Below are 22,706 nucleotides of genomic sequence, written 5' to 3' on the forward strand. Positions count from 1 at the left end.
TTCTGGCTTTATATACACTCGCCTGCGGGTAAAGCATTAAAGGTGGATGTCGCGTCATGGAGAGGATTACAGTTACTCTCGGGGAACGTAGTTACCCTATCACCATCGCGGCTGGTTTGTTTAACGACCCAGCTTCCTTTTTACCACTAAAAGCGGGTGATCAGGCGATGCTGGTCACCAATGAGACGCTGGCTCCGCTTTATCTCGACCGCGTACGCCACCTGCTTGAGCAGGCAGGCGTTAAAGTCGACAGTGTGATTCTGCCCGATGGCGAGCAGTATAAAAGCCTGACGGTACTGGATACCGTCTTTACCGCATTGCTGCAAAAACCGCATGGTCGCGATACAACACTGCTTGCCCTGGGCGGCGGTGTTGTGGGCGATCTGACCGGCTTTGCGGCCGCAAGTTATCAACGTGGCGTTCGTTTTATTCAAATCCCGACCACGTTGCTGTCACAGGTCGACTCCTCTGTCGGCGGCAAAACCGCAGTCAACCATCCGCTCGGCAAAAACATGATTGGCGCGTTCTACCAACCCGCATCGGTCGTGGTGGATCTCGACTGTCTGAAAACCCTGCCGACGCGCGAGCTGGCTTCGGGTCTGGCTGAAGTGATCAAATACGGCATTATTCTGGATGGCGAGTTCTTTAACTGGCTGGAAGAGAATATGGATGCGTTGTTGCGCCTGGATGAAGCAAAACTGGCATACTGCATTCGTCGTTGTTGTGAACTGAAAGCAGAAGTTGTCGCCGCAGACGAGCGTGAAACCGGCTTACGTGCTTTACTGAATCTTGGGCATACGTTTGGTCACGCCATTGAAGCCGAAATGGGTTACGGCAACTGGTTGCACGGTGAAGCCGTCGCAGCCGGAATGGTCATGGCAGCCCGCACCTCTGAACGTCTGGGTCAGTTTAAACCGGAAGAGACGGCACGTATCATTGCGCTGCTTGAACGTGCAGGTTTGCCGGTAACCGGGCCGCAGGAGATGTCGGCGCAAGCGTATTTACCCCACATGATGCGCGATAAAAAAGTATTGGCAGGTGAGATGCGTCTTGTACTCCCGCTTGCAATAGGGAAGAGTGAAGTGCGCGGCGGAGTGTCGCACGATGTCGTTCTTGGCGCTATCGCTGATTGTCAGCAGGCGTAACAACTAGAAAGGTCAGGCCACTTTTACCGGTGGTCGTTTAGCTTCAGGCGAAATGCAAAGACGTAGGCATAAGCCTTTGAGTGGGGTGTTAAATGGATGAATTCAAACCAGAAGACGAGCTGAAACCCGATCCCAGCGATCGTCGTACTGGTCGTTCTCGTCAATCTTCAGAACGTGATAACGAGCCGCAGATCAACTTTGACGATGTTGAACTGGATGCAGACGATCGTCGCCCTTCGCGTAGCCGCAACGCGCGTGATGAGCGAGAAGAAGAGGATTATGAGTCCGAAGAAGATTCAATGGACGAACAGCCTGTAGAGCGTCGCCCGCGTAAACGTAAAAAAGCCGCTGCGCAGAAACCGGCTTCCCGCCAGTATATTATGATGGGCCTTGGCGTTTTGGTGCTTGTGCTGCTGATTGTTGGCATTGGCTCCGCGCTGAAAGCACCGTCAACGAACTCAACCGAGCAGACGGCTTCTACTGAGAAGAGCATTAATCTTTCCGGTAACGATGCGACGGATCAGGCGAACGGTGCGCAGCCAGCGCCGGGCACCACTTCCGCTGAGCAGACTGCCAGCAACACCACGACGCCGCAGGATGTTTCCCTGCCGCCTGTGTCATCAACCCCAGCTCAAGGCCAGGCTCCCGTTACGCCTGAAGGCCAGCAGCGTGTAGAAGTTCAGGGAGACCTGAACAATGCACTGACGCAGCCACAGAACCAGCAGCAGGTTGATAACGTTGTGGTGAACTCTACGCTGCCAACTGAACCTGCAACCGTTGCGCCGATTCGCGGTGGTAACGCTCAGCCGCAAACTGCGGCGACGGAAACCAAGCCGCGTCAGACGCAAACGGCGACACGTCCTGAACGTAAGCAGGCGGTGATTGAGCCTAAGCGTGAAACCAAACCTCAGGCCGTAGTCAAAGCGCCTGAAGTGAAAGCCGCACCGACACAGCCGAAACACACGGCTACAGCTGCCGTGAACGAGCCGGCCAAAGCGCCAGTCACGCAGACTGCACCGAAAGCGACGGCGACCACAACGGCACCGGCGGCCACCACTGCGCCTGCCGCGACGGCTTCCAGCACGACAGCAGGCAAAACCGCAGGCAACGTCAGCTCGCTGAAATCTGCGCCATCCAGCAACTACACGCTGCAGTTGAGCAGTTCGTCTAACTATGACAACCTCAACGGTTGGGCGAAGAAATCAAATCTGAAAAACTATGTGGTTTATCAGACGACCCGAAACGGTCAACCGTGGTATGTGTTGGTTAGCGGGGTTTATGCATCCAAAGATGAAGCGAAACGTGCCGTGGCGTCGCTGCCTGCAGATGTTCAGGCTAAAAACCCATGGGCGAAGCCGATTCATCAGGTTCAGGCCGATCTGAAGTAATGTTTAAAGCGCAGGATGCTGTCGGAGCTTTCTCCACAGCCGGAGAAGGTGTAATCAGTTAGTCAGCATGAAAAAAAATCGCGCTTTTCTGAAATGGGCAGGGGGGAAATACCCCCTGCTCGATGATATTAAAAAGCACCTGCCAAAAGGCGAGTGTCTTATCGAGCCCTTCGTGGGTGCAGGATCGGTGTTCCTGAACACCGATTTTTCTCGTTATATCCTCGCGGATATCAACAGCGACCTTATCAGCCTCTATAACATCGTCAAACTGCGTACCGATGAGTATGTGGAAGAGGCGCGTAAGCTGTTTACGCCTGAGAACAACAACCCTGACGTCTACTATCGGTTCCGCACGGAGTTTAATCAGAGCCAGGATCCGTTCCGCCGCGCTCTGTTGTTCCTCTATCTCAACCGTCATGGTTACAACGGCCTGTGCCGGTATAATCTGCGTGGTGAATTCAACGTGCCGTTTGGTCGTTATAAGCGCCCGTACTTCCCGCAGGACGAGTTATATCACTTTGCTGCAAAAGCGCAGAATGCAGAGTTCCACTGTCTCTCCTATGAGGAGTGTATGGAACTGGCGGGCGTAAATTCGGTGGTTTACTGTGACCCTCCGTACGCCCCGCTGTCGGCGACGGCGAATTTCACCGCCTACCATACCAACAGCTTCAGCCCGGCCGAACAGGCGCGTCTGGCGGAGATGGCGGAAAAGCTGGTCAGCAAAAGAATTCCGGTGTTAATTTCGAATCACGATACGCCTGATACGCGCGAATGGTATAAAGCCGCGAAGCATTTTCAGGTTAAAGTGCGGCGTAGCATTAGCAGCAACGGCGGCACACGTAAAAAGGTGGACGAACTCCTGGCTCTTTATCGCCCCTGAGCCGTTTTGCCCGCCGGTAAACACATTTCAAGGAGATGCGGATGAAACAGTTTTTGATTGCTCCCTCAATTCTGTCGGCCGATTTTGCCCGCCTGGGTGAAGACACGGCTAAAGCTCTCGCGGCTGGCGCAGATGTCGTCCATTTCGACGTTATGGATAACCACTATGTCCCCAACCTGACGATTGGCCCAATGGTGCTCAAGGCGCTGCGTAACTACGGCATCACCGCGCCGATCGACGTTCACCTGATGGTGAAGCCGGTCGACCGAATCGTGCCAGACTTCGCCGCGGCGGGGGCCAGCATTATCACTTTCCATCCGGAAGCCTCTGAACATGTGGACCGCACCCTGCAGCTGATCAAAGAGAATGGCTGTAAGGCGGGTCTGGTGTTTAACCCGGCCACGCCGTTGAGCTATCTCGATCATGTCATGGATAAACTGGACGTCATTTTGCTGATGTCTGTTAACCCGGGCTTTGGCGGTCAGTCGTTCATCCCTCATACGCTGGACAAGCTGCGCGAAGTGCGCCGTCGTATTGATGAGTCAGGCTACGATATTCGCCTGGAAGTGGACGGCGGTGTGAAAGTGAATAACATTGGTGAAATTGCGGCAGCGGGCGCGGATATGTTCGTTGCCGGGTCGGCCATTTTCGACCAACCGGATTACAAAAAAGTCATTGATGAAATGCGCCACGAGCTGGCGAAGGTAAGTCATGGATAAATTGCAGGCAATTCGGGGTGTAGCGTTCGACCTCGACGGCACGCTGGTTGACAGCGCGCCGGGCTTAACGAGCGCCGTGGATCAGGCGCTGTATGCCCTTGAACTGCCCGTTGCGGGCGAAGAACGTGTTGTGACGTGGATTGGCAACGGTGCCGATGTGCTGATGGAGCGCGCGTTAACGTGGGCTCGTCAGGAGCGCGCGTCGCAGCGTTCCGCGCAGGGCAAACCGAGCGTCGATCACGCGGATATCCCTCAGGATGAGCAGCTGCGTATTCTGCGCAAACTGTTCAATCGTTTCTATGAAGAGACCGTTGAAGAGGGGAGTTTTCTCTTCCCGGACGTCCAGGAAACCCTGAGCGCGCTGCATGCCAAAGGCATCCCGCTTGGGTTGGTGACCAATAAACCCACGCCGTTTGTTGCCCCTCTTCTCGACGCGCTGGATATCGCGAAATATTTCTCCGTGATTGTGGGCGGCGATGATGTGCAAAACAAAAAGCCGCATCCGGAACCGCTGTTGCTGGTGGCAGGAAAATTATCCTTAACACCTGCGGAGCTGCTCTTTGTCGGGGATTCCCGCAATGATATTCTGGCTGCCCGCGCGGCAGGATGTCCTTCCGTCGGATTGACCTATGGCTACAACTACGGTGAGGCCATTACGCTGAGTGAGCCGGATGTTGTGTTCGACCACTTCAAAGATTTGTTGCCCGCACTCGGGCTTTCGCACAGTGAACATCAGGAATTGAATAATGACTAAGCCCATCGTATTTAGTGGCGCACAGCCGTCAGGTGAATTGACCATTGGTAACTACATGGGTGCGTTGCGTCAGTGGGTCAGCATGCAGGATGACTACCATTGCATTTACTGCATCGTGGACCTTCATGCCATCACTGCGCGTCAGGATCCTGAGAAGCTGCGCAAAGCCACCCTGGACACCCTCGCCCTCTATCTGGCCTGCGGCATCGATCCTGAGAAGAGCACCATTTTCGTTCAGTCACATGTACCAGAGCACGCACAGCTGGGCTGGGCGCTGAACTGCTACACCTACTTCGGTGAACTGAGCCGCATGACCCAGTTTAAGGATAAATCCGCACGCTATTCTGAAAACATCAACGCCGGTCTGTTTGACTATCCGGTGCTGATGGCGGCTGACATTCTGCTGTACCAGACCAACCAGGTTCCTGTCGGTGAAGACCAGAAACAGCACCTGGAGCTGAGCCGCGATATCGCCCAGCGCTTCAACGCGCTTTATGGCGAGGTGTTTAAAGTACCAGAGCCGTTTATTCCGAAATCGGGCGCACGCGTCATGTCGCTGCTGGAACCGACCAAGAAGATGTCCAAGTCAGACGATAACCGCAACAACGTTATTGGCCTGCTGGAAGATCCGAAATCCGTGGTTAAAAAGCTTAAGCGTGCGGTGACCGACTCCGACGAGCCGCCAGTGGTGCGCTACGACGTGCAGAATAAAGCGGGCGTTTCCAACCTGCTGGATATTCTCTCCGGTGTCACCGGCCAGAGCATTTCAGAGCTGGAACAGCACTTCGAAGGCAAGATGTACGGCCACCTGAAAGGTGAAGTGGCAGACGCCGTTTCCGGCATGTTGACCGAGTTGCAGGAGCGTTATCACCGCTACCGTAACGACGAAGCTTTCCTGCAGAAGGTGATGAAAGACGGCGCGGAAAAAGCCAGCGCGCGCGCGTCAGAAACCCTCAAAGCGGTGTATGAAGCGATTGGGTTTGTTGGTAAACCATAGGTAAAAGCAAAACGGTAACCACGTTACCGTTTTTAGGGTTTGTTCCCTCTCTCTGTGGGAGAGGGTCAGGGTGAGGGCATCAGGCCGCACTTCCCAAAACTAAAAAACCGGGTAATCCCGGTTTTTTTACGCCTGAAAACGGCTTACTGCTGTGCCGCCTGTCCGCAACCACCGATGATCTTCGAAATTGAGATCGCCGGGTGCAGCAGATAATCGTAGCTGCAGTTATTTTTGGTGTTTTGAACGTGACCGGTACAGGCCGTCAGGGTCGATAACAGGCCAACCAGAACGGCGGCTTTTGCCAGCTTGAACATACGCATTCCTTGTCTAAAAAATTGGATGTAATACGAGGGAATAAATGGAAAAGTTCCACTATGCGGGCGGTATGTTAGCGGTAGCCGTTAGAGGGGAGTAGTCCGCTTAAGGACTACTCGAAGAAGGAAAAATATGTGTCAGTGATTCGAGAACCAGTTCAGCTTATCGCGTAATTCAACCACGCGACCCACCACAATCAACGCCGGACTTTCAACCTGCTGCGCCAGCTCGCCGAGTTGAGTCAGCACACCATCGACCACACGCTGCGTAATGGCGGTACCGTTTTCCACCAGCGCAACGGGCATATCTGCCTCCATGCCGTGCTCCAGCAGTTTCGCCTGAATGGTGGCGGCCTGATTTAGCCCCATGTAGAAGACCAGCGTCTGCTTTTCAGCGGCCAGGTTATGCCAGTCCAGTTCGCTGCCGGTTTTGAGGTGGCCCGTCACCAGACGCACGCTCTGCGCGTAATCGCGGTGGGTTAGCGGGATGCCGGAGTAGGCTGAGCAGCCGGACGCCGCCGTAATCCCTGGCACCACGGAGAACGGAATACCTGCGTTGCACAGGGTTTCCAGCTCTTCGCCGCCGCGACCAAAGATAAACGGATCGCCGCCTTTCAGACGCACCACGCGCTTACCTTTCTGCGCCTCGCGCAGCAGGATCTGGTTAATCTCTTCCTGCGGTACGCAGTGGTAGCCCGCGCGCTTGCCGACGAAGACGCGATCGGCGTCGCGACGCACCAGGTTCATGATGTCATCGGAGACCAGGCGGTCGTAGACCACGATATCCGCCTGCTGGATCTGTTGCAGGCCTTTCAGCGTCAGTAAGCCTGCATCGCCAGGACCCGCGCCGACCAGCACCACTTCTCCACGGTGATCCAGCGGTTCGTTCAGTAACTGTTCGGTCGTCTCTTCCACCGCTTTTGTGTCCTGGTTCGCCAGCGACTGCGCCAGCCTGTCGTTCACAAAGAACTTTTCCCAGAAGCGACGACGCTCCCCTACGGTCGCGAAGGTTTGCTTCACGCGGGAACGAAGTTGTCCGGCATAGTGGGCAATCTGACCAAGATGCTGCGGCAGCACGGCTTCCAGTTTTTCCCGCAGCAGGCGGGCGAGAACAGGAGAGCGTCCACCGGATGACACCGCAATCATCAGCGGTGAGCGGTCGATAATCGACGGCATGATAAAGCTGGCTTCTTTCGGCGCATCTACCACGTTGCAGAAGATACGCCGCGCTTCGCAGGCATCGCTGACGCGCTGATTCACGGCATCGTCATCCGTTGCGGCAATGGTCAGCCAGCAGGTATCCAGCAGGGATTCATCAAACTCTCCTTGTACCCGCGTGAGCATCCCTTCCTGGGCCCAGACGTCAAACTGCGGGGTAAAGGTGAGAGCATTCACGGTCAGTCGGGCCCCCGCTTCCAGCAGCAGGCGCGCCTTGCGCTCAGCCACATCGCCGCCGCCTACAAGCAGGCAGTCGCGATGGCGTAATTGACAAAAAATCGGCAGGTGGTCCACGACGATACCTCACAGCATTCAAGGAGGGGGGTAAGCATTGACGTCAGGATAACAGCAGGAATCGCCGAAAATATACGGTTTTTCCTGCCGTTACCCATAAGGGGTCATAAGCCTTTCCTATTGAAAAGGCGGGGGGTTACGCTTTGAGCTGCACCTTGCCGTCCTTCACGCGGACGTCATAGTGCTTCACGGAGACGCTTTCATCTTCCATGCAGCGTCCGTCGGTTAAACGGAAACGCTGCTTTTTCAGCGGGCTGGCGACCCACAGTTCACCCTGGTGCTCGGCAATCAGGCCACGGGAGAGCACGCTGGCCTCGAAGAACGGGTCGATATTGCTGATGGCAAAAACCTGTTCATCGTGACGGGGACGGAAAATCGCGACCTGCTCGTTACCCAGCAGCGCACACACGCCGGTGGCGGGCAGAATGTCGTTAATCTCGCAAATGTTTACCCACTGGCTCATGCGTTTTCCTCCACCAGCGTGACTGGAATGCGTTCATACGGTGTTGCCGGGCGATGCTGCTCGCGCTCTGGCACCACCTGCACGTTCGGGTCGCGCTGGGTGCTGTTGATAAAGTGTTTGAAGCGTGTCTGCGCCGCAGGGGTATTCACGGTTTCGGTCCACTCGCAGATCACTGCCTCGCGCAGGCGAGCCATCTCTGCTTCCAGATGCTCGTTCAGGCCCAGCTTGTCGTCGATGATCACCGCTTTCAGATAATCAATGCCGCCTTCCAGGTTATCCAGCCAGGACGCTGTACGGGTCAGCTTATCGGCGGTACGGATGTAGAACATCATGAAGCGGTCGAGGTACTTAATCAGCGTGTCGTGGTCAAGATCCGCTGCCAGCAGGTCTGCATGGCGTGGTTTCATCCCGCCGTTACCGCAGACGTACAGGTTCCAGCCTTTTTCGGTGGCAATAATACCCACGTCTTTACCCTGCGCTTCGGCACATTCACGGGTACAGCCGGAGACGCCGAACTTCATTTTGTGCGGGGTACGGATGCCTTTGTAGCGGTTTTCCAGCTCCACGCCGAAGCCGACGCTGTCGCCCACGCCGTAGCGGCACCAGGTGCTGCCCACGCAGGTTTTCGCCATACGCAGCGCTTTGGCATACGCGTGGCCGGTTTCAAAGCCTGCTTCAATCAGCTGGCGCCAGATTTCTGGCAGGTCGTCTTTCTGCGCCCCAAACAGCCCGATACGTTGTGAACCGGTAATTTTGGTGTACAGGTTAAATTCGCGGGCGATCCGGCCCACCGCGACCAGCCCTTCCGGCGTGATTTCGCCACCGGCGGAACGTGGAATGACGGAGTAGGTGCCATCTTTCTGAATGTTCGCCAGGAAGTTGTCATTGGTATCCTGCAGCGGCGTGTGCTCGGGTTTGAGCACGTATTCATTCCAGCAGGAGGCCAGCAGAGAGCCGACGGTCGGTTTACACACTTCACAGCCGTAACCCTGGCCGTGTTTCGCCAGCAGTTCGTCGAAGGACTTAATGCCTTCCACACGGATCAGGTGATAAAGCTCCTGGCGAGAGTAAGCAAAGTGCTCGCACAGGTTGTTGTTCACTTCGATGCCCTGTTTCGCCAGCTCGGCGTTCAGCACCTGAGTTACCAGTGGAATACATCCGCCACAGCCGGTACCGGCTTTGGTTTCGGCTTTCAGCGCGGCAACGGTATGGCAGCCCTTGTTGATGGCAGAGATCAGCATGCCTTTGGTGACGTCGAAGCAGGAGCAAATCTGCGCGCTGTCCGGCAGTTTATCCACGCCGATGGACGGTTTACCGCTGGAGGCGTGCGCCGGGAGGATCAGCGCGTCCGGGTTTTCCGGCAGCTCGATGGCGTTGAGCACCAGCTGGAGCAGGTTACCGAAGTCGCTGGTATCGCCTACCAGTACTGCGCCGAGCAGGGTTTTATTGTCCTTACTGACGATAAGACGTTTGTAGACTTCTTTGCTTTCGTCGAGATAGACGTAGCTGCGAGCGCCAGGCGTGCGACCGTGCGCATCGCCGATACCGCCCACGTCCACGCCCAGCAGCTTCAGCTTGGCGCTCATATCCGCGCCCGTGAAGGCGTTTTCGCTGCCGAGAATATGATCCACGGCGACCTGCGCCATTTTGTAGCCTGGCGCCACGAGACCGTATACGCGGTTATTCCAGCTGGCGCATTCGCCAATCGCGTAGATATCCGGGTCGGAGGTCTGGCAGGTATCGTTAATCATGATCCCGCCGCGCTGCGCGACGGCCAGACCGCACTGGGTTGCAAGCTTGTCGCGTGGACGAATACCGGTGGAGAAGACGATAAAGTCTACTTCCAGCTCGCTGCCGTCAGCAAAGCGCATGGTTTTACGTGCTTCGGTGCCTTCCTGCACGATCTCTTTGGTGTTCTTGCTGGTGTGAACTTTCACGCCCATGCTTTCGATTTTGCGGCGAAGCTGGTCGCCACCCATGTGGTCGAGCTGTTCGGCCATCAGCATCGGGGCAAATTCGATGACGTGGGTTTCTACGCCGAGGTTTTTCAGCGCGCCCGCGGCTTCTAAGCCCAGCAGACCGCCGCCGACAACGGCGCCGCGCTTGCTGCGGCGTGCGCAGGATTCAATGGCGTTGAGGTCTTCAATCGTACGGTAAACGAAGCAATCCTGAGTTTCAGAACCTTTAATAGGCGGGATCCACGGATACGAGCCTGTCGCCATGATCAGCTTGTCGTAAAAAACCGTACGCCCGGCGCTGGAGTGGATCACTTTTTCCTGACGGTTGATGGTGATGGCGCGTTCGCCCACCAGCACTTTTACGCCATGCTTCTCATAGAAACCTTCACGCACTAAAGAGAGCTCTTCGGCGGTATGATGGGAGAAGTAGGAAGACAAGTGCACACGGTCGTACGCCTTGCGGGGTTCTTCACAGAACACGGTAATATCGAACTGGTCGGCACCGGCTTTATCGAGAAGATCCTCAATAAAGCGATGGCCGACCATGCCGTTACCGATGATAGCGAGTCTGACTTTGCTCATTTTTGCCTCGATTTCTTTTCTATTACTGCCTACCTTAACGATTCAGCAGGGGCGCTTATTGATGTAAATCAAATACGTCTTCGCCTACTCCTTAGGTGGTATGCGGCTGATTTGTCAGGATTTTTATAAGTTATGGAAATCGCAGGCTTTTCGGGGGCGTCGATTTTGTGTACAAAGCAATGGCGTATTTTTGAACAAAAATATGCTTAAACAACGTTGCGTTGATCAGGGGATAAGAAATGTCTACAACACCGCTTTGGCTTGTTCAGAATGTTCGCTTACCGGGCCGGGAAGGACTATGGCAACTCGCCATTGAGAACGGGCGATTTGGTGACATCACCCCAATGGACGACACCCGCGCTGAAAGTTATGAAGTGTTGAACGCGCGCGGTGGGCTGGCGATCCCACCGTTTATCGAGCCGCATATCCATCTTGATACCACCCAGACGGCAGGCGAGCCGAACTGGAATCAGTCGGGCACGCTCTTTGAGGGCATTGAACGCTGGGCGGAGCGCAAAGCGTTACTCAGCCATGACGACGTCAAAGCGCGCGCCTGGAAAACGCTGAAGTGGCAAATCGCCAACGGCATTCAGTTTGTCCGTACCCATGTGGATGTCTCCGACCCGACGCTCACCGCCCTGAAGGCCATGCTGGAGGTGAAGCAGGAGGTGGCCCCGTGGGTGACGCTGCAAATCGTCGCGTTCCCCCAGGAGGGTATTCTCTCTTACCCGAACGGCGCGGCGCTGCTGGAAGAGGCGTTAAAACTGGGTGCCGACGTGGTGGGGGCGATCCCGCACTTCGAATTCACCCGCGAGTATGGCGTCCAGTCGCTGCATATTGCTTTTGCACTGGCGAAGAAATATGACCGTCCGCTGGATATCCATTGCGATGAAATTGACGACGAACAGTCGCGGTTTGTCGAGACGGTGGCTACCCTGGCCTACGAGGCCGGCATCGGTCCGCGCGTGACCGCCAGCCATACTACCGCCATGCACTCCTACAACGGTGCGTACACCTCGCGCCTGTTCCGCCTGTTGAAGATGTCGGGGATTAACTTCGTCGCTAACCCGCTGGTCAATATCCACCTGCAGGGGCGTTTTGACGACTATCCTAAGCGCCGCGGCATCACGCGCGTGAAGGAACTCCAGGAAGCAGGCATTAACGTCTGCTTTGGTCATGACGATGTTTTTGACCCCTGGTACCCGCTGGGAACCGGCAATATGCTCCAGGTGCTGCACATGGGGTTACACGTCTGCCAGATGATGGGCTATCCGCAAATCGACAGCGGCCTGGATCTGATCACCCATAACAGCGCCCGTACCTTTGGCCTGAGCGATTACGGTATTGCCACGGGCAATCCGGCGAATCTGGTGATTTTGCCTGCGGAAAGCGGGTTTGAAGCGGTGCGCTGTCAGGTGCCGGTGCGCTGGTCGATTCGTCAGGGGCGGGTGATTGCCACGACGCAGCTGGCGCAGACGTGGATCCAGATGGATATCGGGGGTGAAGAGGTCAGCTTTGCCAGAAACAGCCCCTCTGCGTAGCGCAAAGGGGCGTGAAGGTTAGTGAGACGCTACCGCGTTGTGCTGGCGGTGGCGAGTCACGAAGCCCAGCACGAAGCACATGATGAACACCACGGCATACAGACCGTTAGCGGTGTGCAGCGCCGCCAGCGGGCCGCTGTGGGCAACGATCGGCCCCGTCACCACAAAGGTGAGCATGGTGCCGATGGTACCGCAGGTCAGCACGAAGTTAACCAGCTTCGGCGAAGCTACTTTGGTCTGCAGGGAGCCCAGCGTGATGATAGAGGTGTAAATCGCGCTGGAGAAGAAGCCCAGGGTCATAATGAACCACGGCATATTGTCCGGAGAACCGTTGATGAACAGATACATCAGCACGGTTGCCAGGCCCGCCAGCACCGTCAGGATGCGCTGCAGGTCGAAGAAGCGCAGGATGAAGCTAAACGCCCACATGCCGAACATGTAAGACATCCAGAAATCGCTTACCAGTTTACCCGCGTCGTTCAGGCTCATGCCCAGGCCTTTCGCGTATTCCGGTACCCAGGAGATAAAGCCCAGCTGGCCCAGGATATAGCACAGGGCGGCGATGGAGAGGAACAGTACGCCGATGCCCCATTTCTCTTTCGCGACGGGTTCTGCGGCGGTTTGCGCTTTTTTGCCCAGAACCGGGAATTCACAGCCGAAGGTCAGAATAAAGATTGCTACGTAAACCAGACCGATACAGACATAGACCCAGTACCACTCAATGCTGCGTGCCAGCAGAACGGCGGCCACCATCGGGAAAATCATCCCGGCCATGCTGAAGAAGGAGTCGGTGAACAGCAGGCGCGCGCCGCGCTGACGGCCTTCATACATATGGGTAATCAGGAACGTACCGATCGACATGGTGATCCCGCTGACCAGGCCGAGCACGAACATGGCGGCGGAGAACAACGCGATGCTGTGACTCAGCATCAGACCCGCCACGGCGGCGACCATCAGCACAAAACCAAAACGCAACTGCGTCTTCAGCGGCACGATTTCCATCAGCCAGGCATTCAGGAAGATAGAGATGAGGATACCGGCGTTGAGGAAGGTAAAGGTGTTACTCATACTGGAGACGGGCAGCTGGAAGTAGTCTGCGATATTCCCCATCACCATCCCGGTGACGATCACCAACGCGCCGGTCAGGGCGTAGGAGAAGAAGCTGATCCATGTGAGCTTGATGCGATTGCTGTTAGTCATGTCTGGCCTGTTCAAAAAAGAAAAGCGCCCGGAAGGCGCTGAGAGCGGGCAGATTTTAGACATTAAAGTGATCCATTCATACCTTTTCAAAGAAATTTAAACTTCATTGCAGTTTTTTATGTGATCTCTATCACATAAAAAGACGCCATAACCAATCGTTTGCGTGGTTACAACTGTTTCAATTTCGTAAAATTAGGTAAAAGGCTGGTCTCCGTTCATACTGCTCTTTAGAATCAAGCCATTCGCTTTTTATACTGCGCTTTGTTAAGGAATTCTCATGCTCAAATCAACACTGGCGGCTGTCGCAGCTGTGTTTGCTCTTTCTGCCGTTTCCCCTGCTGCGCTGGCAGCCAAAGGGGACCCTCACGTTCTGCTGACCACCTCTGCCGGGAATATTGAGCTGGAACTGAATAGCCAGAAAGCTCCGGTTTCCGTGAAAAACTTCCTCGACTATGTGAACAGTGGTTTTTATAACAACACCACTTTCCACCGCGTGATCCCTGGCTTCATGATTCAGGGCGGTGGTTTCAACGAGCAGATGCAGCAGAAGCAGCCGAACCCGCCGATCAAAAACGAAGCGGACAACGGCTTGCTGAACAAGCGCGGCACGATTTCCATGGCGCGTACGGCGGATAAAGACAGCGCCACCAGCCAGTTCTTCCTCAACGTGGCGGATAACGCCTTCCTCGACCACGGCCAGCGCGACTTCGGTTACGCGGTCTTCGGTAAAATTGTGAAAGGGATGGACGTGGCGGATAAGATTTCTCAGGTTCCTACTCATGACGTCGGCCCGTACCAGAATGTGCCGTCCAAACCGGTCGTGATCCTCTCCGCAAAAGTACTGCCGTAACCCTCTTTGACACGGGCGGCGCTCGCCCGTGTAATGCCCCCTCCCTGCGAAAGCGCGTTTTGCTGCTTATACTTGTGGCAAACGGACTATTCAGGGAGGCGTTAAGTGAAAAAACTCACCGACAAGCAAAAATCCCGTATTTGGGAGCAGCAGCGTAACGTCAATCTTCAGGCCAGTTGTCTCCTTGAAAAAGGTCATGGTCCTTCAGAACCCATATTGAGACGCTGGAGCTCGGGCCTTCCGCGCCCGGTTTACCCCATCTTTGCCTTATTCACCGCCATCTGTATCGCAAAGAGCTGAAGCGGGCGGGCGAATACCGTACCGACGATATTTTTAAAGGTGACATTCCTTTCTGCCACTTCGAGTACATCGAGAAGATGGGCAATGAATTGATGGCGGACCTGGAAAGCGAAAAGTATCTGGTGGGTCTTCAGAAAGAAACCTTTGTGAACAGAGTTAGTCACTACTACTGTGAAATCAATATGCTGCATCCTTTTATGAGCGGCAATGGTATTGCCCAACGGGTCTTCTTTGAGCAGTTGGCCATTCATGCCGGGTATATGCTGGACTGGCGGGGTATCGATCCCGAGCAGTGGGTGGCGGCGAACCGAAGCGGCGCCACGGGCGATTTGACTGCGCTGAACGCTGTCTTTGCCAAAGTAGTGAGCGAAGCGCGGGAATCTGAGTAGAATAGGGCGGCATTTTTTTCGGGAGCCGCCATGATTCTGCTGATTGATAACTACGATTCCTTCACCTGGAACCTTTACCAGTATTTTTGTGAGCTGGGAGCTGAGGTGGTTGTCCGCCGTAACGATGACGTGACTCTGACCGATATTGCGACGCTGGCTCCGCAGAAAATTGTGATTTCACCCGGCCCCTGCACGCCGTCGGAATCGGGCGTGTCTCTGGATGTTATCCGGCACTATGCTGGCAAGCTGCCCATTCTGGGCGTCTGCCTGGGCCATCAGGCCATTGCCCAGGTATTCGGCGCCACCATCGTGCGTGCCGCGAAAGTGATGCACGGAAAAACGTCGCCGGTCACGCATACCAGTACCGGGGTATTCACGGGGCTCAATAATCCCTTAACCGTGACGCGCTACCATTCGCTGATGATTGACCCGCCGACGCTGCCAGACTGCTTTGAGGTGACCGCCTGGAGCGATACGCAGGAGATCATGGGGATTCGCCACCGCGAGTGGGATCTTGAGGGCGTGCAATTCCATCCGGAAAGTATCCTTAGCGAGCAAGGGCATGACCTGCTGGCTAATTTCTTCCATCGCTGAATATCTGTTGCCTTGCTGTGATTTTTTATGCATATTTTGTGATTATATTTTCACAATCAATGTGACATAAAATGGATGGGCATGACATGGCAACTGAACAACCAGCAATTACCCGCGCAACATTCGATGAAGTGATTCTGCCGATTTATGCACCGACTGAGTTTATCCCGGTTAAGGGGAAAGGCAGCCGCGTCTGGGATCAGCAGGGAAAAGAGTATGTGGATTTCGCGGGCGGTATTGCGGTCACGGCGCTGGGTCATTGCCATCCTGCGCTGGTGGAGGCGCTGAAAACCCAGGGCGAAACCCTGTGGCACACCAGTAACGTATTCACCAACGAGCCGGCGCTGCGTCTGGGCCGCAAAATCATTGATGCCACGTTTGCCGAGCGTGTGCTGTTTATGAACTCCGGCACCGAAGCCAACGAAACCGCCTTTAAGCTGGCGCGTTATTACGCGACGACACGTCACAGCCCGTACAAAACCAAAATCATCGCCTTCCACAACGCCTTCCACGGGCGCTCGTTCTTTACCGTCTCCGTCGGCGGCCAGCCGAAGTATTCCGACGGCTTTGGCCCAAAACCGGCCGACATCATCCATGTGCCGTTTAACGATCTGCATGCGGTGAAAGCGGTGATGGACGACCACACCTGTGCGGTAGTCGTGGAGCCAATTCAGGGCGAAGGCGGCGTGACGGCGGCCACCCCGGAATTCCTGCAAGGGCTGCGCGCGCTGTGTGATGAGCATCAGGCGCTGCTGGTGTTTGATGAAGTGCAGTGCGGAATGGGACGTACCGGCGATCTGTTCGCTTATATGCACTACGGCGTGACGCCGGATATTTTGACCAGTGCCAAAGCGCTCGGCGGTGGTTTCCCGGTGAGTGCGGTGCTGACGACTCAGGAGATCGCCTCTGCGTTTCATGTCGGTTCGCACGGCTCAACCTATGGCGGTAACCCGCTGGCGAGCGCCGTGGCGGGTGCGGCATTTGATACCATCAATACCCCGGAAGTGCTGAACGGCGTGAATGCGAAGCGTGAGCTGTTCGTAAAACATCTGCAAAAGATCAATGACCAGTATGATGTGTTCAGCGAAATCCGTGGCATGGGTCTGCTGATGGGTGCCGAGCTCACGCCACAGTACAAAGGCCGCGCCCGCGATTTTCTGCATGCTGCCGCCCACGAAGGGGTAATGGTGCTGAATGCGGGGCCAGACGTGATGCGTTTCGCACCTTCGCTGGTGGTGGAAGAGAAAGACATTGAAGACGGGTTAACCCGCTTTGCCGTAGCGGTCGCGAAGATCGTTAAAGGCTAATACTCGGTTCGTTTTAACCGGCGCGTTAACCAAATGCCATGATGAGGACGCTGACGCCATGCCACCGACGAAATGGTGTGCATGGTGTTCAGGTGGCCCAGCACGCGCTGCAAATGCTGCTCCAGGGTGCTCATCGGCCCGTGGGTCAGCGTTTCCGGCGCTTCCAGAATGTTCGAATCCCCCGACTCACCCGGCGCGTCATACTCCAGACGCTGCTGACACCTCTGCAGGGCGATTTCACACGACTGCAAATAACGCTGCGCCAGATCCGGCGTCAGCATCGTGTGCTCGCGCGCCAGGGTGGTCATGGCGTTAATATGCTCGACGATAAACTGGCTATGCGTGACCCAGAGCTTCATGTCCGCCAGATAGTGCGCGTTAAAGCCTGGCTCCTGCATCGCCTGGTTGAGCGAGTTAAACAGGGCGTTGTGCGCCTGATTAACTTTCATCCGCTGATACGCCAGCGGGGAGGGCTGCGGGTCGTCGCTCAGGATCAGACGAATGGCCTGCTGGTCAGCCTCCAGCGCGTCGTGGGCGTTCTGGCGCAGCAATCCGCTTTGCCACTGCGGCCACAGCCAGACCATGCCACCAAAGGCGATCAGGCAGCCAATCAGCGTATCGATCAGGCGGGCAACGATAAACTGTTCCCCGTTTAGCGTAAGCAGCTGAAGGGTATATACCGCCGTCACCGTAAAGCCCACCATCGCCCAGCCGTAGTTTTTGCGGATAATCAGGTAACTCACCAGCGTAATCACCAGCATCCCTGCCAGGGTATACCCCTCGGGAACGTGGAAGTGTAGCGTTACGCCCGCAATAATCAGCCCCGCCATCGTGCCGCCTGCCCGATGCAGAATACGTACCCGCGTGGCGCCGTAGCCGTTCTGGGTGACAAACAGCACGGTCATTAAGATCCAGTACGGTTTCGGCAGATGCAGCGCCATGCCCATCAGACTGGCGATACTGAGCATAACGCTAATCCGCGCGGCATTGCGCAGGGCAGAAGACTTAAGAGAGAGATAGCTTCTGAGTGCTGGCAGGAGCGGCAGACGTTTTTGCTTATCCGCCATCAGGTCGCGGGGATACAGCGGGCGCTGGGTGCGCAGCACGCGGGCAATGCGGCTGAAGTGCCAGGCGGCAAACTGGCCGACCGGGTTATCCGGATGCTGACGAGCAATTTTCTCCAGCGCGCCGAGCTGTTTATCCATGTTAAAGCGCGTGGGGTAGCGGTGATAGAGAATGTCGTCCGCCAGCACCCGCAGGCGCGTGGAGACGGTCTGCGCATTCCAGCGGATCACCGCCTCGGCGTGGCTGCGCTCGACCAGCTTTTGCACCTCTTGTGGGTGATGAAGGCTCACGGAGATATGCTCCTGCAGATCCAGCCCCACCTGGAAAGTACGCAGCAGGCGTTTATATTCGTGATTCTTGTTGGCGGCGAGCATATGCAACTGCTGATAGCATTGGCTTATCAGATCCACCACCTTTTGCTGGCGCGTCAGCAGCGGCGGTAAGGATTTTTCCGGGTCGGTATGCTGGGTCAGCAAGGTGTATTTGGCTTCGCAGTAATCTGCAAGCTGCACATACAACAGGCTCAGAGATTCACGCAGCGGCTGTTCCCGCCACAGCCAGAACCAGAACCAGTTAAACAGCCCGTACCACAGCGTGCCGAGGGCGTAGATCAGCAGCGGCTCCCACACCGGCATATTCCCGGCGAGGCTCAGGGTGAAGATGGCGGCAATCAGTGAAGCGGGAAGCAGGCGGGCGTGCAGGGAACTGATTTCTGCTGTAACACCGAGGCTCATCGCCAGTACGGTCAGGATCAGCGGCAGCGGAATATCGCGCGCCAGTAAAAGCTGCACGGCGAGGCTACAGCCAGCAAACAGCGAACCGCCAACGATCAGGCGTTTGAAAAAGCGTTTATGCGGCGTGTCCAGACCTGCGATGTTGCAGCAGGCGGGAACGAGAGAAAACAGCAGACCCTGCTGGAGATGTCCCAGAATCAGGCCCACGGCCACAGGAAGGCACAACACCAGCGTTTGTCGCAGTGCGTAATTAACTTCCGGGTGATAGATCAGCCTGCGCCACATGGGGAATAGAGACAAAAACGGCGTGACACCTTGCGATGGCACGCCGTTTGAGCGGAATTAACGCGTTCCGTAGACCACGATGGTTTTACCGTGGGCAGAGATCAGGTTCTGATCTTCCAGCATTTTCAGGATACGACCCACCGTTTCGCGGGAGCAACCGACGATCTGACCAATTTCCTGACGGGTAATTTTAATTTGCATGCCGTCCGGGTGGGTCATGGCGTCTGGCTGTTTCGCCAGGTTCAGCAGGGTCTGCGCGATACGACCGGTGACGTCCAGGAAGGCGAGGTTACCCACTTTCTCGGATGTGACCTGCAGACGACGCGCCATCTGGGAAGAAAGACGCATCAGGATGTCAGGGTTTACCTGAATCAACTGACGGAATTTCTTGTAAGAAATTTCAGCCACTTCACATGCTGTCTTTGCACGAACCCAGGCGCTACGTTCCTGGCCTTCTTCAAACAGGCCCAGTTCACCGATAAAATCGCCCTGGTTCAGATAAGAAAGGATCATCTCTTTCCCTTCCTCATCTTTGATCAGCACTGCCACCGAGCCTTTGACGATGTAATACAACGTTTCCGCTTTTTCACCCTGGTGAATCAGCGTGCTCTTCGATGGGTACTTATGAATGTGGCAATGAGACAAGAACCATTCGAGAGTCGGGTCTGTTTGCGGTTTGCCAAGCACCATGCGCTGTTATCCTCTGTTATAAGCTGTCACCAGAGTCATCAGATGCATCCGGACTCTGGGGTTGCAATCGAATTCTTACCCATACCCTGGGAAGTCGGCTGTCGTAACGTTTCGCAGCCAGTAAAGTTTGATGTCCTCTGCATACATGTGTAACGTCAATGTATTACTGTAGCATCCTGAGTGTTTTAGCATAGCTTTCGCCGCGTGTCTCCTGGTGTCTCGCTTCAGCATGATGCAGGTCGCCTTCCGTTGCGAGAAATGTAACGCACGCGTAATCTGTCACCGAAAATGCAACGTTGGAGTTAAAGAATATGCAAGCGCGCGTGAAATGGGTTGAAGGTTTAACGTTCCTGGGCGAATCCGCGTCAGGGCACCAGATTTTGATGGACGGTAACTCCGGCGATAAAGCCCCCAGCCCAATGGAAATGGTGCTGATGGCGGCGGGTGGATGCAGCGCGATTGACGTGGTGTCGATTCTGCAAAAAGGTCGTCATGACGTGACGGATTGCGAGGTTAAACTCACCTCAGAACGTCGCGAAGAGGCGCCACGCCTGTTCACCCACATTAATCTGCACTTTGTGGTCACCGGTAAAGCGCTTAAAGACGCGGCGGTTTCGCGTGCGGTGGATCTGTCTGCGGAAAAATACTGCTCTGTGGCGTTAATGCTGGAGAAAGCGGTAAAAATCACGCATTCGTATGAAGTGATCGAGGCTTAATCTTTTGGCGGGTGGCGCTTCGCTGACCCGCCCTACAAAAGCATGAACGTAGGCCCGGTAAGCGCAGCGCCACCGGGCAGAACAACTCACGCAATCTGCTTCCCTTCCATCAACCGCTCCACCAGCGGCGTCATGATGAGCTCCATCGCCAGCCCCATTTTTCCGCCTGGTACCACTAACGTATTCATGTGCGAAATAAACGAGCCCTGCAGCATCGCCAGCAGCCAGGGATAATCAATGCCTTCGAGATTGCGGAAGTGGATCACCACAAAGCTCTCGTCCAGCGACGGGATGGTTTTCGCCGCGAACGGGTTAGAGGTGTCCACCGTCGGCACGCGCTGGAAGTTAATGTGCGTGCGGGAGAACTGTGGCGTGAGGTAGTTGATGTAGTCTTCCATGGAGCGCACCACCGAATCCATCACCGCTTCGCGCGAATGGCCGCGCTCGCTCATGTCGCGCGTCAGCTTCTGGATCCACTCCAGGTTCACGATAGGCACCACGCCAACCAGCAGATCCACATGACGCGCCACGTCATGCTGTGGGGTGACTACGCCGCCGTGTAATCCCTCATAAAACAGCACATCGGTGGGTTCCGGCAGCGGCTGCCAGGGGGTAAAGGTGCCCGGCACCTGATTCCACGGCACAGCTTCATCATAGGTATGCAGATACTTACGCGATTGCCCTTTGCCGCTCTGACCGTACTCCAGGAAGGTTTGCTCAAGGAGGCCAAAGTCATTGGCTTCGGGACCGAAATAGCTGATGTGTTTACCCAGATCGCGCGCCTTACGGATCGCCATGTCCATTTCAGGTCGCGTATAGCGGTGAAAACTGTCGCCTTCGACCTCCGCCGCCCGGAGATTCAGTTGGGCGAAAATCTTACGAAACGCGAGGCTGGTGGTGGTCGTTCCCGCACCACTCGACCCCGTAACGGCAATAATGGGATGTCTGGCAGACATAGCAACTCCCTGACTGAAAAGGTTGGAAGGTCAGCCGTGAAACGCGTTGCGGGGCATGATATTGACCGTCTCATGCAGTTCTGACCACACCAGCACCACGTCGCCGCTTTTCAGCTGGCGTTTTACATCGTTGACCTTCTGCTCGAGTGAGCGTTCATGTTCACCATAATCGGTGCCTTCACGTAATACAAAGCTTTCAATCAGATTATCGAGCGTTTCGGGAGACAGATCCTGCCAGGGGATGATCATTTTGCACCGTCCAGATAAGGAGTAAGCCAGTCAGGAATACGCGCCTCCAGCCACATTTTCGGGCGGCGCAGCGTCCCGCCAATAAATCCAACGTGGCCGCCATGTTCAGTCAACTGATAGTGAACATTGTCGGGAAGGAATTCCTGCGCGGGAATAGAGTGATGATCCATAAACGGGTCATCTTTGGCGTGAATAATCAGCGTCGGCTGGGTGATTTTGCTGAGCAACGGCATGGCGCTGCACTGACGGTAATAGTCGATCGCATCGGCGAAGCCGTGAATTTTTGCGGTGATCAGATCGTCGAATTCACGAATGCGGCGCACCTTTTTCAACTGGCGCAGGCTGACCGGCAGGGTATCCGGGTAAGCCTTCAGCTTACGTGCGGCGTTGGCTTTCAGCAGGTTGAGCAGATAGCGCTGATAGACGCGGGAAAACCCTTTATCCATATGGTAGCTGCACTGCTCCAGCATAAACGGCGCGGAGACAATCACTGCGGCATTGAGCGGTACGCTGTCGCCCTCTTTGGCCAGCAGGCAGGCGAGCATATTTCCGCCCAGCGAATACCCCACGGCCGCCGTTGGCACGGTGCCATAGTTTTCCCGCAGCCAGTGTAAAAACCAGGTTCCGTCTTCGGTTTCACCCGAGTGATAGATGCGTTTCTGTCGATTTGGCTCGCCGCTGCAGCCACGAAAATGCATCACCACCCCGAGCCAGCCGCGCGCTTTTGCTGCCTCAATCAATCCATGCGCATAAGGGCTGTGCAGACTCCCTTCCAGACCATGAAAAACCACCAGACGCGGCTTATGACGTGCCTGCTCGGGGTCTTCGCTCCAGGCGAGATCCAGAAAATCACCGTCTGGCAGGTCAAGCCGCTGCCAGTGCGGCGTGAACTGAACCTTACGGCGGATCAGCCGTGGCAGCATGGTCTGCAAATGGCAGTTGGACACACCGCGCATGGGCACGAACTCGGTGCTGTCTTCGGCTGCAATGTCGAAGTCTGTTGGAATGATTTGGGTCATAAGCGCGATGCTGATTCTTGTCGGAAATTAACGATACTTTCCGAATTGTACCCCGTTTAGCCTGGTTTTCCGAAACATGAACTGATCCCGATCACAAAT

General features: G+C 55.6%; 21 protein-coding genes and 2 pseudogenes. 13 read left to right on the forward strand and 10 right to left on the reverse strand.

Annotated features, from left to right (window positions below):
• Nucleotides 1-56 precede the first annotated feature (56 nt).
• The 6 genes from aroB (at nt 57) to trpS (ending at nt 5,883) form a co-directional block, all read left to right on the forward strand.
• On the forward strand, nt 57-1,145 hold the full coding sequence (aroB, locus tag O1723_RS01730; protein WP_014885526.1) for a 3-dehydroquinate synthase: 1,089 nt from the start codon (nt 57-59) through the stop codon (nt 1,143-1,145).
• Between the two features lie 92 nt (nt 1,146-1,237).
• Nucleotides 1,238-2,533, forward strand: a complete 1,296-nt coding sequence (damX, locus tag O1723_RS01735; protein WP_014885525.1) for a cell division protein DamX — start codon at nt 1,238-1,240, stop codon at nt 2,531-2,533.
• 67 nt (nt 2,534-2,600) lie between these two features.
• A complete protein-coding gene (gene dam, locus O1723_RS01740) occupies nt 2,601-3,413 on the forward strand; it encodes an adenine-specific DNA-methyltransferase (RefSeq protein WP_014885524.1) in 813 nt (270 codons plus the stop codon).
• Nucleotides 3,414-3,454: 41 nt separating this feature from the next.
• Nucleotides 3,455-4,132, forward strand: a complete 678-nt coding sequence (gene rpe, locus O1723_RS01745) for a ribulose-phosphate 3-epimerase (protein WP_023337907.1) — start codon at nt 3,455-3,457, stop codon at nt 4,130-4,132.
• On the forward strand, nt 4,125-4,886 hold the full coding sequence (gene gph, locus O1723_RS01750; RefSeq protein ID WP_023337906.1) for a phosphoglycolate phosphatase: 762 nt from the start codon (nt 4,125-4,127) through the stop codon (nt 4,884-4,886). Before rpe ends, gph begins: the two co-directional genes overlap by 8 nt.
• A complete protein-coding gene (gene trpS / locus O1723_RS01755) occupies nt 4,879-5,883 on the forward strand; it encodes a tryptophan--tRNA ligase (protein ID WP_023337905.1) in 1,005 nt (334 codons plus the stop codon). Before gph ends, trpS begins: the two co-directional genes overlap by 8 nt.
• A 143-nt stretch (nt 5,884-6,026) precedes the next feature.
• On the opposite strand, the gene O1723_RS01760 is transcribed toward trpS, so the two are convergent.
• From O1723_RS01760 to nirB, 4 genes are all read right to left on the reverse strand, one after another.
• Entirely contained in the window at nt 6,027-6,197 is a 171-nt protein-coding gene (locus O1723_RS01760; RefSeq protein ID WP_014885520.1) for a YhfL family protein, read from the reverse strand.
• Nucleotides 6,198-6,335: 138 nt separating this feature from the next.
• Complete coding sequence (gene cysG / locus O1723_RS01765) at nt 6,336-7,709, reverse strand: siroheme synthase CysG (protein ID WP_014885519.1); 1,374 nt, start codon at nt 7,707-7,709, stop codon at nt 6,336-6,338.
• Between the two features lie 136 nt (nt 7,710-7,845).
• A complete protein-coding gene (gene nirD / locus O1723_RS01770; RefSeq protein ID WP_014885518.1) occupies nt 7,846-8,172 on the reverse strand; it encodes a nitrite reductase small subunit NirD in 327 nt (108 codons plus the stop codon).
• Nucleotides 8,169-10,712 carry a nitrite reductase large subunit NirB gene (nirB, locus tag O1723_RS01775; RefSeq protein WP_023331478.1) on the reverse strand — a complete coding sequence of 848 codons (2,544 nt, stop codon included), beginning with the start codon at nt 10,710-10,712 and terminating at the stop codon, nt 8,169-8,171. Before nirB ends, nirD begins: the two co-directional genes overlap by 4 nt.
• A gap of 239 nt (nt 10,713-10,951) precedes the next feature.
• Here nirB and O1723_RS01780 point away from each other — a divergent pair, with 239 nt between their 5' ends.
• Complete coding sequence (locus tag O1723_RS01780) at nt 10,952-12,253, forward strand: cytosine deaminase (protein ID WP_023331477.1); 1,302 nt, start codon at nt 10,952-10,954, stop codon at nt 12,251-12,253.
• Nucleotides 12,254-12,271: 18 nt separating this feature from the next.
• Here O1723_RS01780 and tsgA read toward each other — a convergent pair whose 3' ends face one another.
• On the reverse strand, nt 12,272-13,453 hold the full coding sequence (tsgA, locus tag O1723_RS01785) for an MFS transporter TsgA (RefSeq protein WP_032645322.1): 1,182 nt from the start codon (nt 13,451-13,453) through the stop codon (nt 12,272-12,274).
• A 277-nt stretch (nt 13,454-13,730) separates the two neighbouring features.
• On the opposite strand from tsgA, the gene ppiA reads away from it, so the two are divergent.
• From ppiA to argD, 5 genes and pseudogenes are all read left to right on the forward strand, one after another.
• A complete protein-coding gene (ppiA, locus tag O1723_RS01790; RefSeq protein ID WP_014885514.1) occupies nt 13,731-14,303 on the forward strand; it encodes a peptidylprolyl isomerase A in 573 nt (190 codons plus the stop codon).
• 105 nt (nt 14,304-14,408) lie between these two features.
• Nucleotides 14,409-14,492: pseudogene (locus O1723_RS01795) on the forward strand (YhfG family protein); the annotation flags it as partial.
• A 32-nt stretch (nt 14,493-14,524) separates the two neighbouring features.
• Nucleotides 14,525-14,992 (forward strand): annotated as a pseudogene (locus O1723_RS01800) (putative adenosine monophosphate-protein transferase Fic); the annotation flags it as partial.
• A gap of 30 nt (nt 14,993-15,022) precedes the next feature.
• Nucleotides 15,023-15,586, forward strand: a complete 564-nt coding sequence (pabA, locus tag O1723_RS01805) for an aminodeoxychorismate synthase component 2 (RefSeq protein ID WP_023337903.1) — start codon at nt 15,023-15,025, stop codon at nt 15,584-15,586.
• Nucleotides 15,587-15,672: 86 nt separating this feature from the next.
• Nucleotides 15,673-16,893 carry a bifunctional acetylornithine/succinyldiaminopimelate transaminase gene (argD, locus tag O1723_RS01810; RefSeq protein WP_023337902.1) on the forward strand — a complete coding sequence of 407 codons (1,221 nt, stop codon included), beginning with the start codon at nt 15,673-15,675 and terminating at the stop codon, nt 16,891-16,893.
• Here argD and O1723_RS01815 read toward each other — a convergent pair.
• Together O1723_RS01815 and crp are read right to left on the reverse strand one after the other, a co-directional pair.
• Nucleotides 16,890-18,977 (reverse strand): YccS/YhfK family putative transporter, encoded by a 2,088-nt coding sequence (locus O1723_RS01815; RefSeq protein ID WP_023337901.1) that lies wholly within the window; start codon nt 18,975-18,977, stop codon nt 16,890-16,892. The genes argD and O1723_RS01815 overlap by 4 nt on opposite strands.
• 57 nt (nt 18,978-19,034) lie before the next feature.
• A complete protein-coding gene (gene crp / locus O1723_RS01820) occupies nt 19,035-19,667 on the reverse strand; it encodes a cAMP-activated global transcriptional regulator CRP (RefSeq protein ID WP_000242758.1) in 633 nt (210 codons plus the stop codon).
• Between the two features lie 311 nt (nt 19,668-19,978).
• On the opposite strand from crp, the gene O1723_RS01825 reads away from it, so the two are divergent.
• On the forward strand, nt 19,979-20,383 hold the full coding sequence (locus O1723_RS01825) for an OsmC family protein (protein ID WP_014885509.1): 405 nt from the start codon (nt 19,979-19,981) through the stop codon (nt 20,381-20,383).
• A gap of 86 nt (nt 20,384-20,469) precedes the next feature.
• On the opposite strand, the gene O1723_RS01830 is transcribed toward O1723_RS01825, so the two are convergent.
• The 3 genes from O1723_RS01830 to O1723_RS01840 are packed head-to-tail and all read right to left on the reverse strand — an operon-like array spanning nt 20,470 to nt 22,607.
• Complete coding sequence (locus O1723_RS01830) at nt 20,470-21,339, reverse strand: phosphoribulokinase (protein ID WP_014885508.1); 870 nt, start codon at nt 21,337-21,339, stop codon at nt 20,470-20,472.
• Nucleotides 21,340-21,369: 30 nt separating this feature from the next.
• Nucleotides 21,370-21,588 carry a YheU family protein gene (locus O1723_RS01835; RefSeq protein WP_003861664.1) on the reverse strand — a complete coding sequence of 73 codons (219 nt, stop codon included), beginning with the start codon at nt 21,586-21,588 and terminating at the stop codon, nt 21,370-21,372.
• A complete protein-coding gene (locus O1723_RS01840; protein ID WP_023331471.1) occupies nt 21,585-22,607 on the reverse strand; it encodes a hydrolase in 1,023 nt (340 codons plus the stop codon). Before O1723_RS01840 ends, O1723_RS01835 begins: the two co-directional genes overlap by 4 nt.
• Nucleotides 22,608-22,706: the final 99 nt, after the last annotated feature.

Source organism: Enterobacter cloacae complex sp. HYC080_NIDB, from assembly GCF_056673325.1.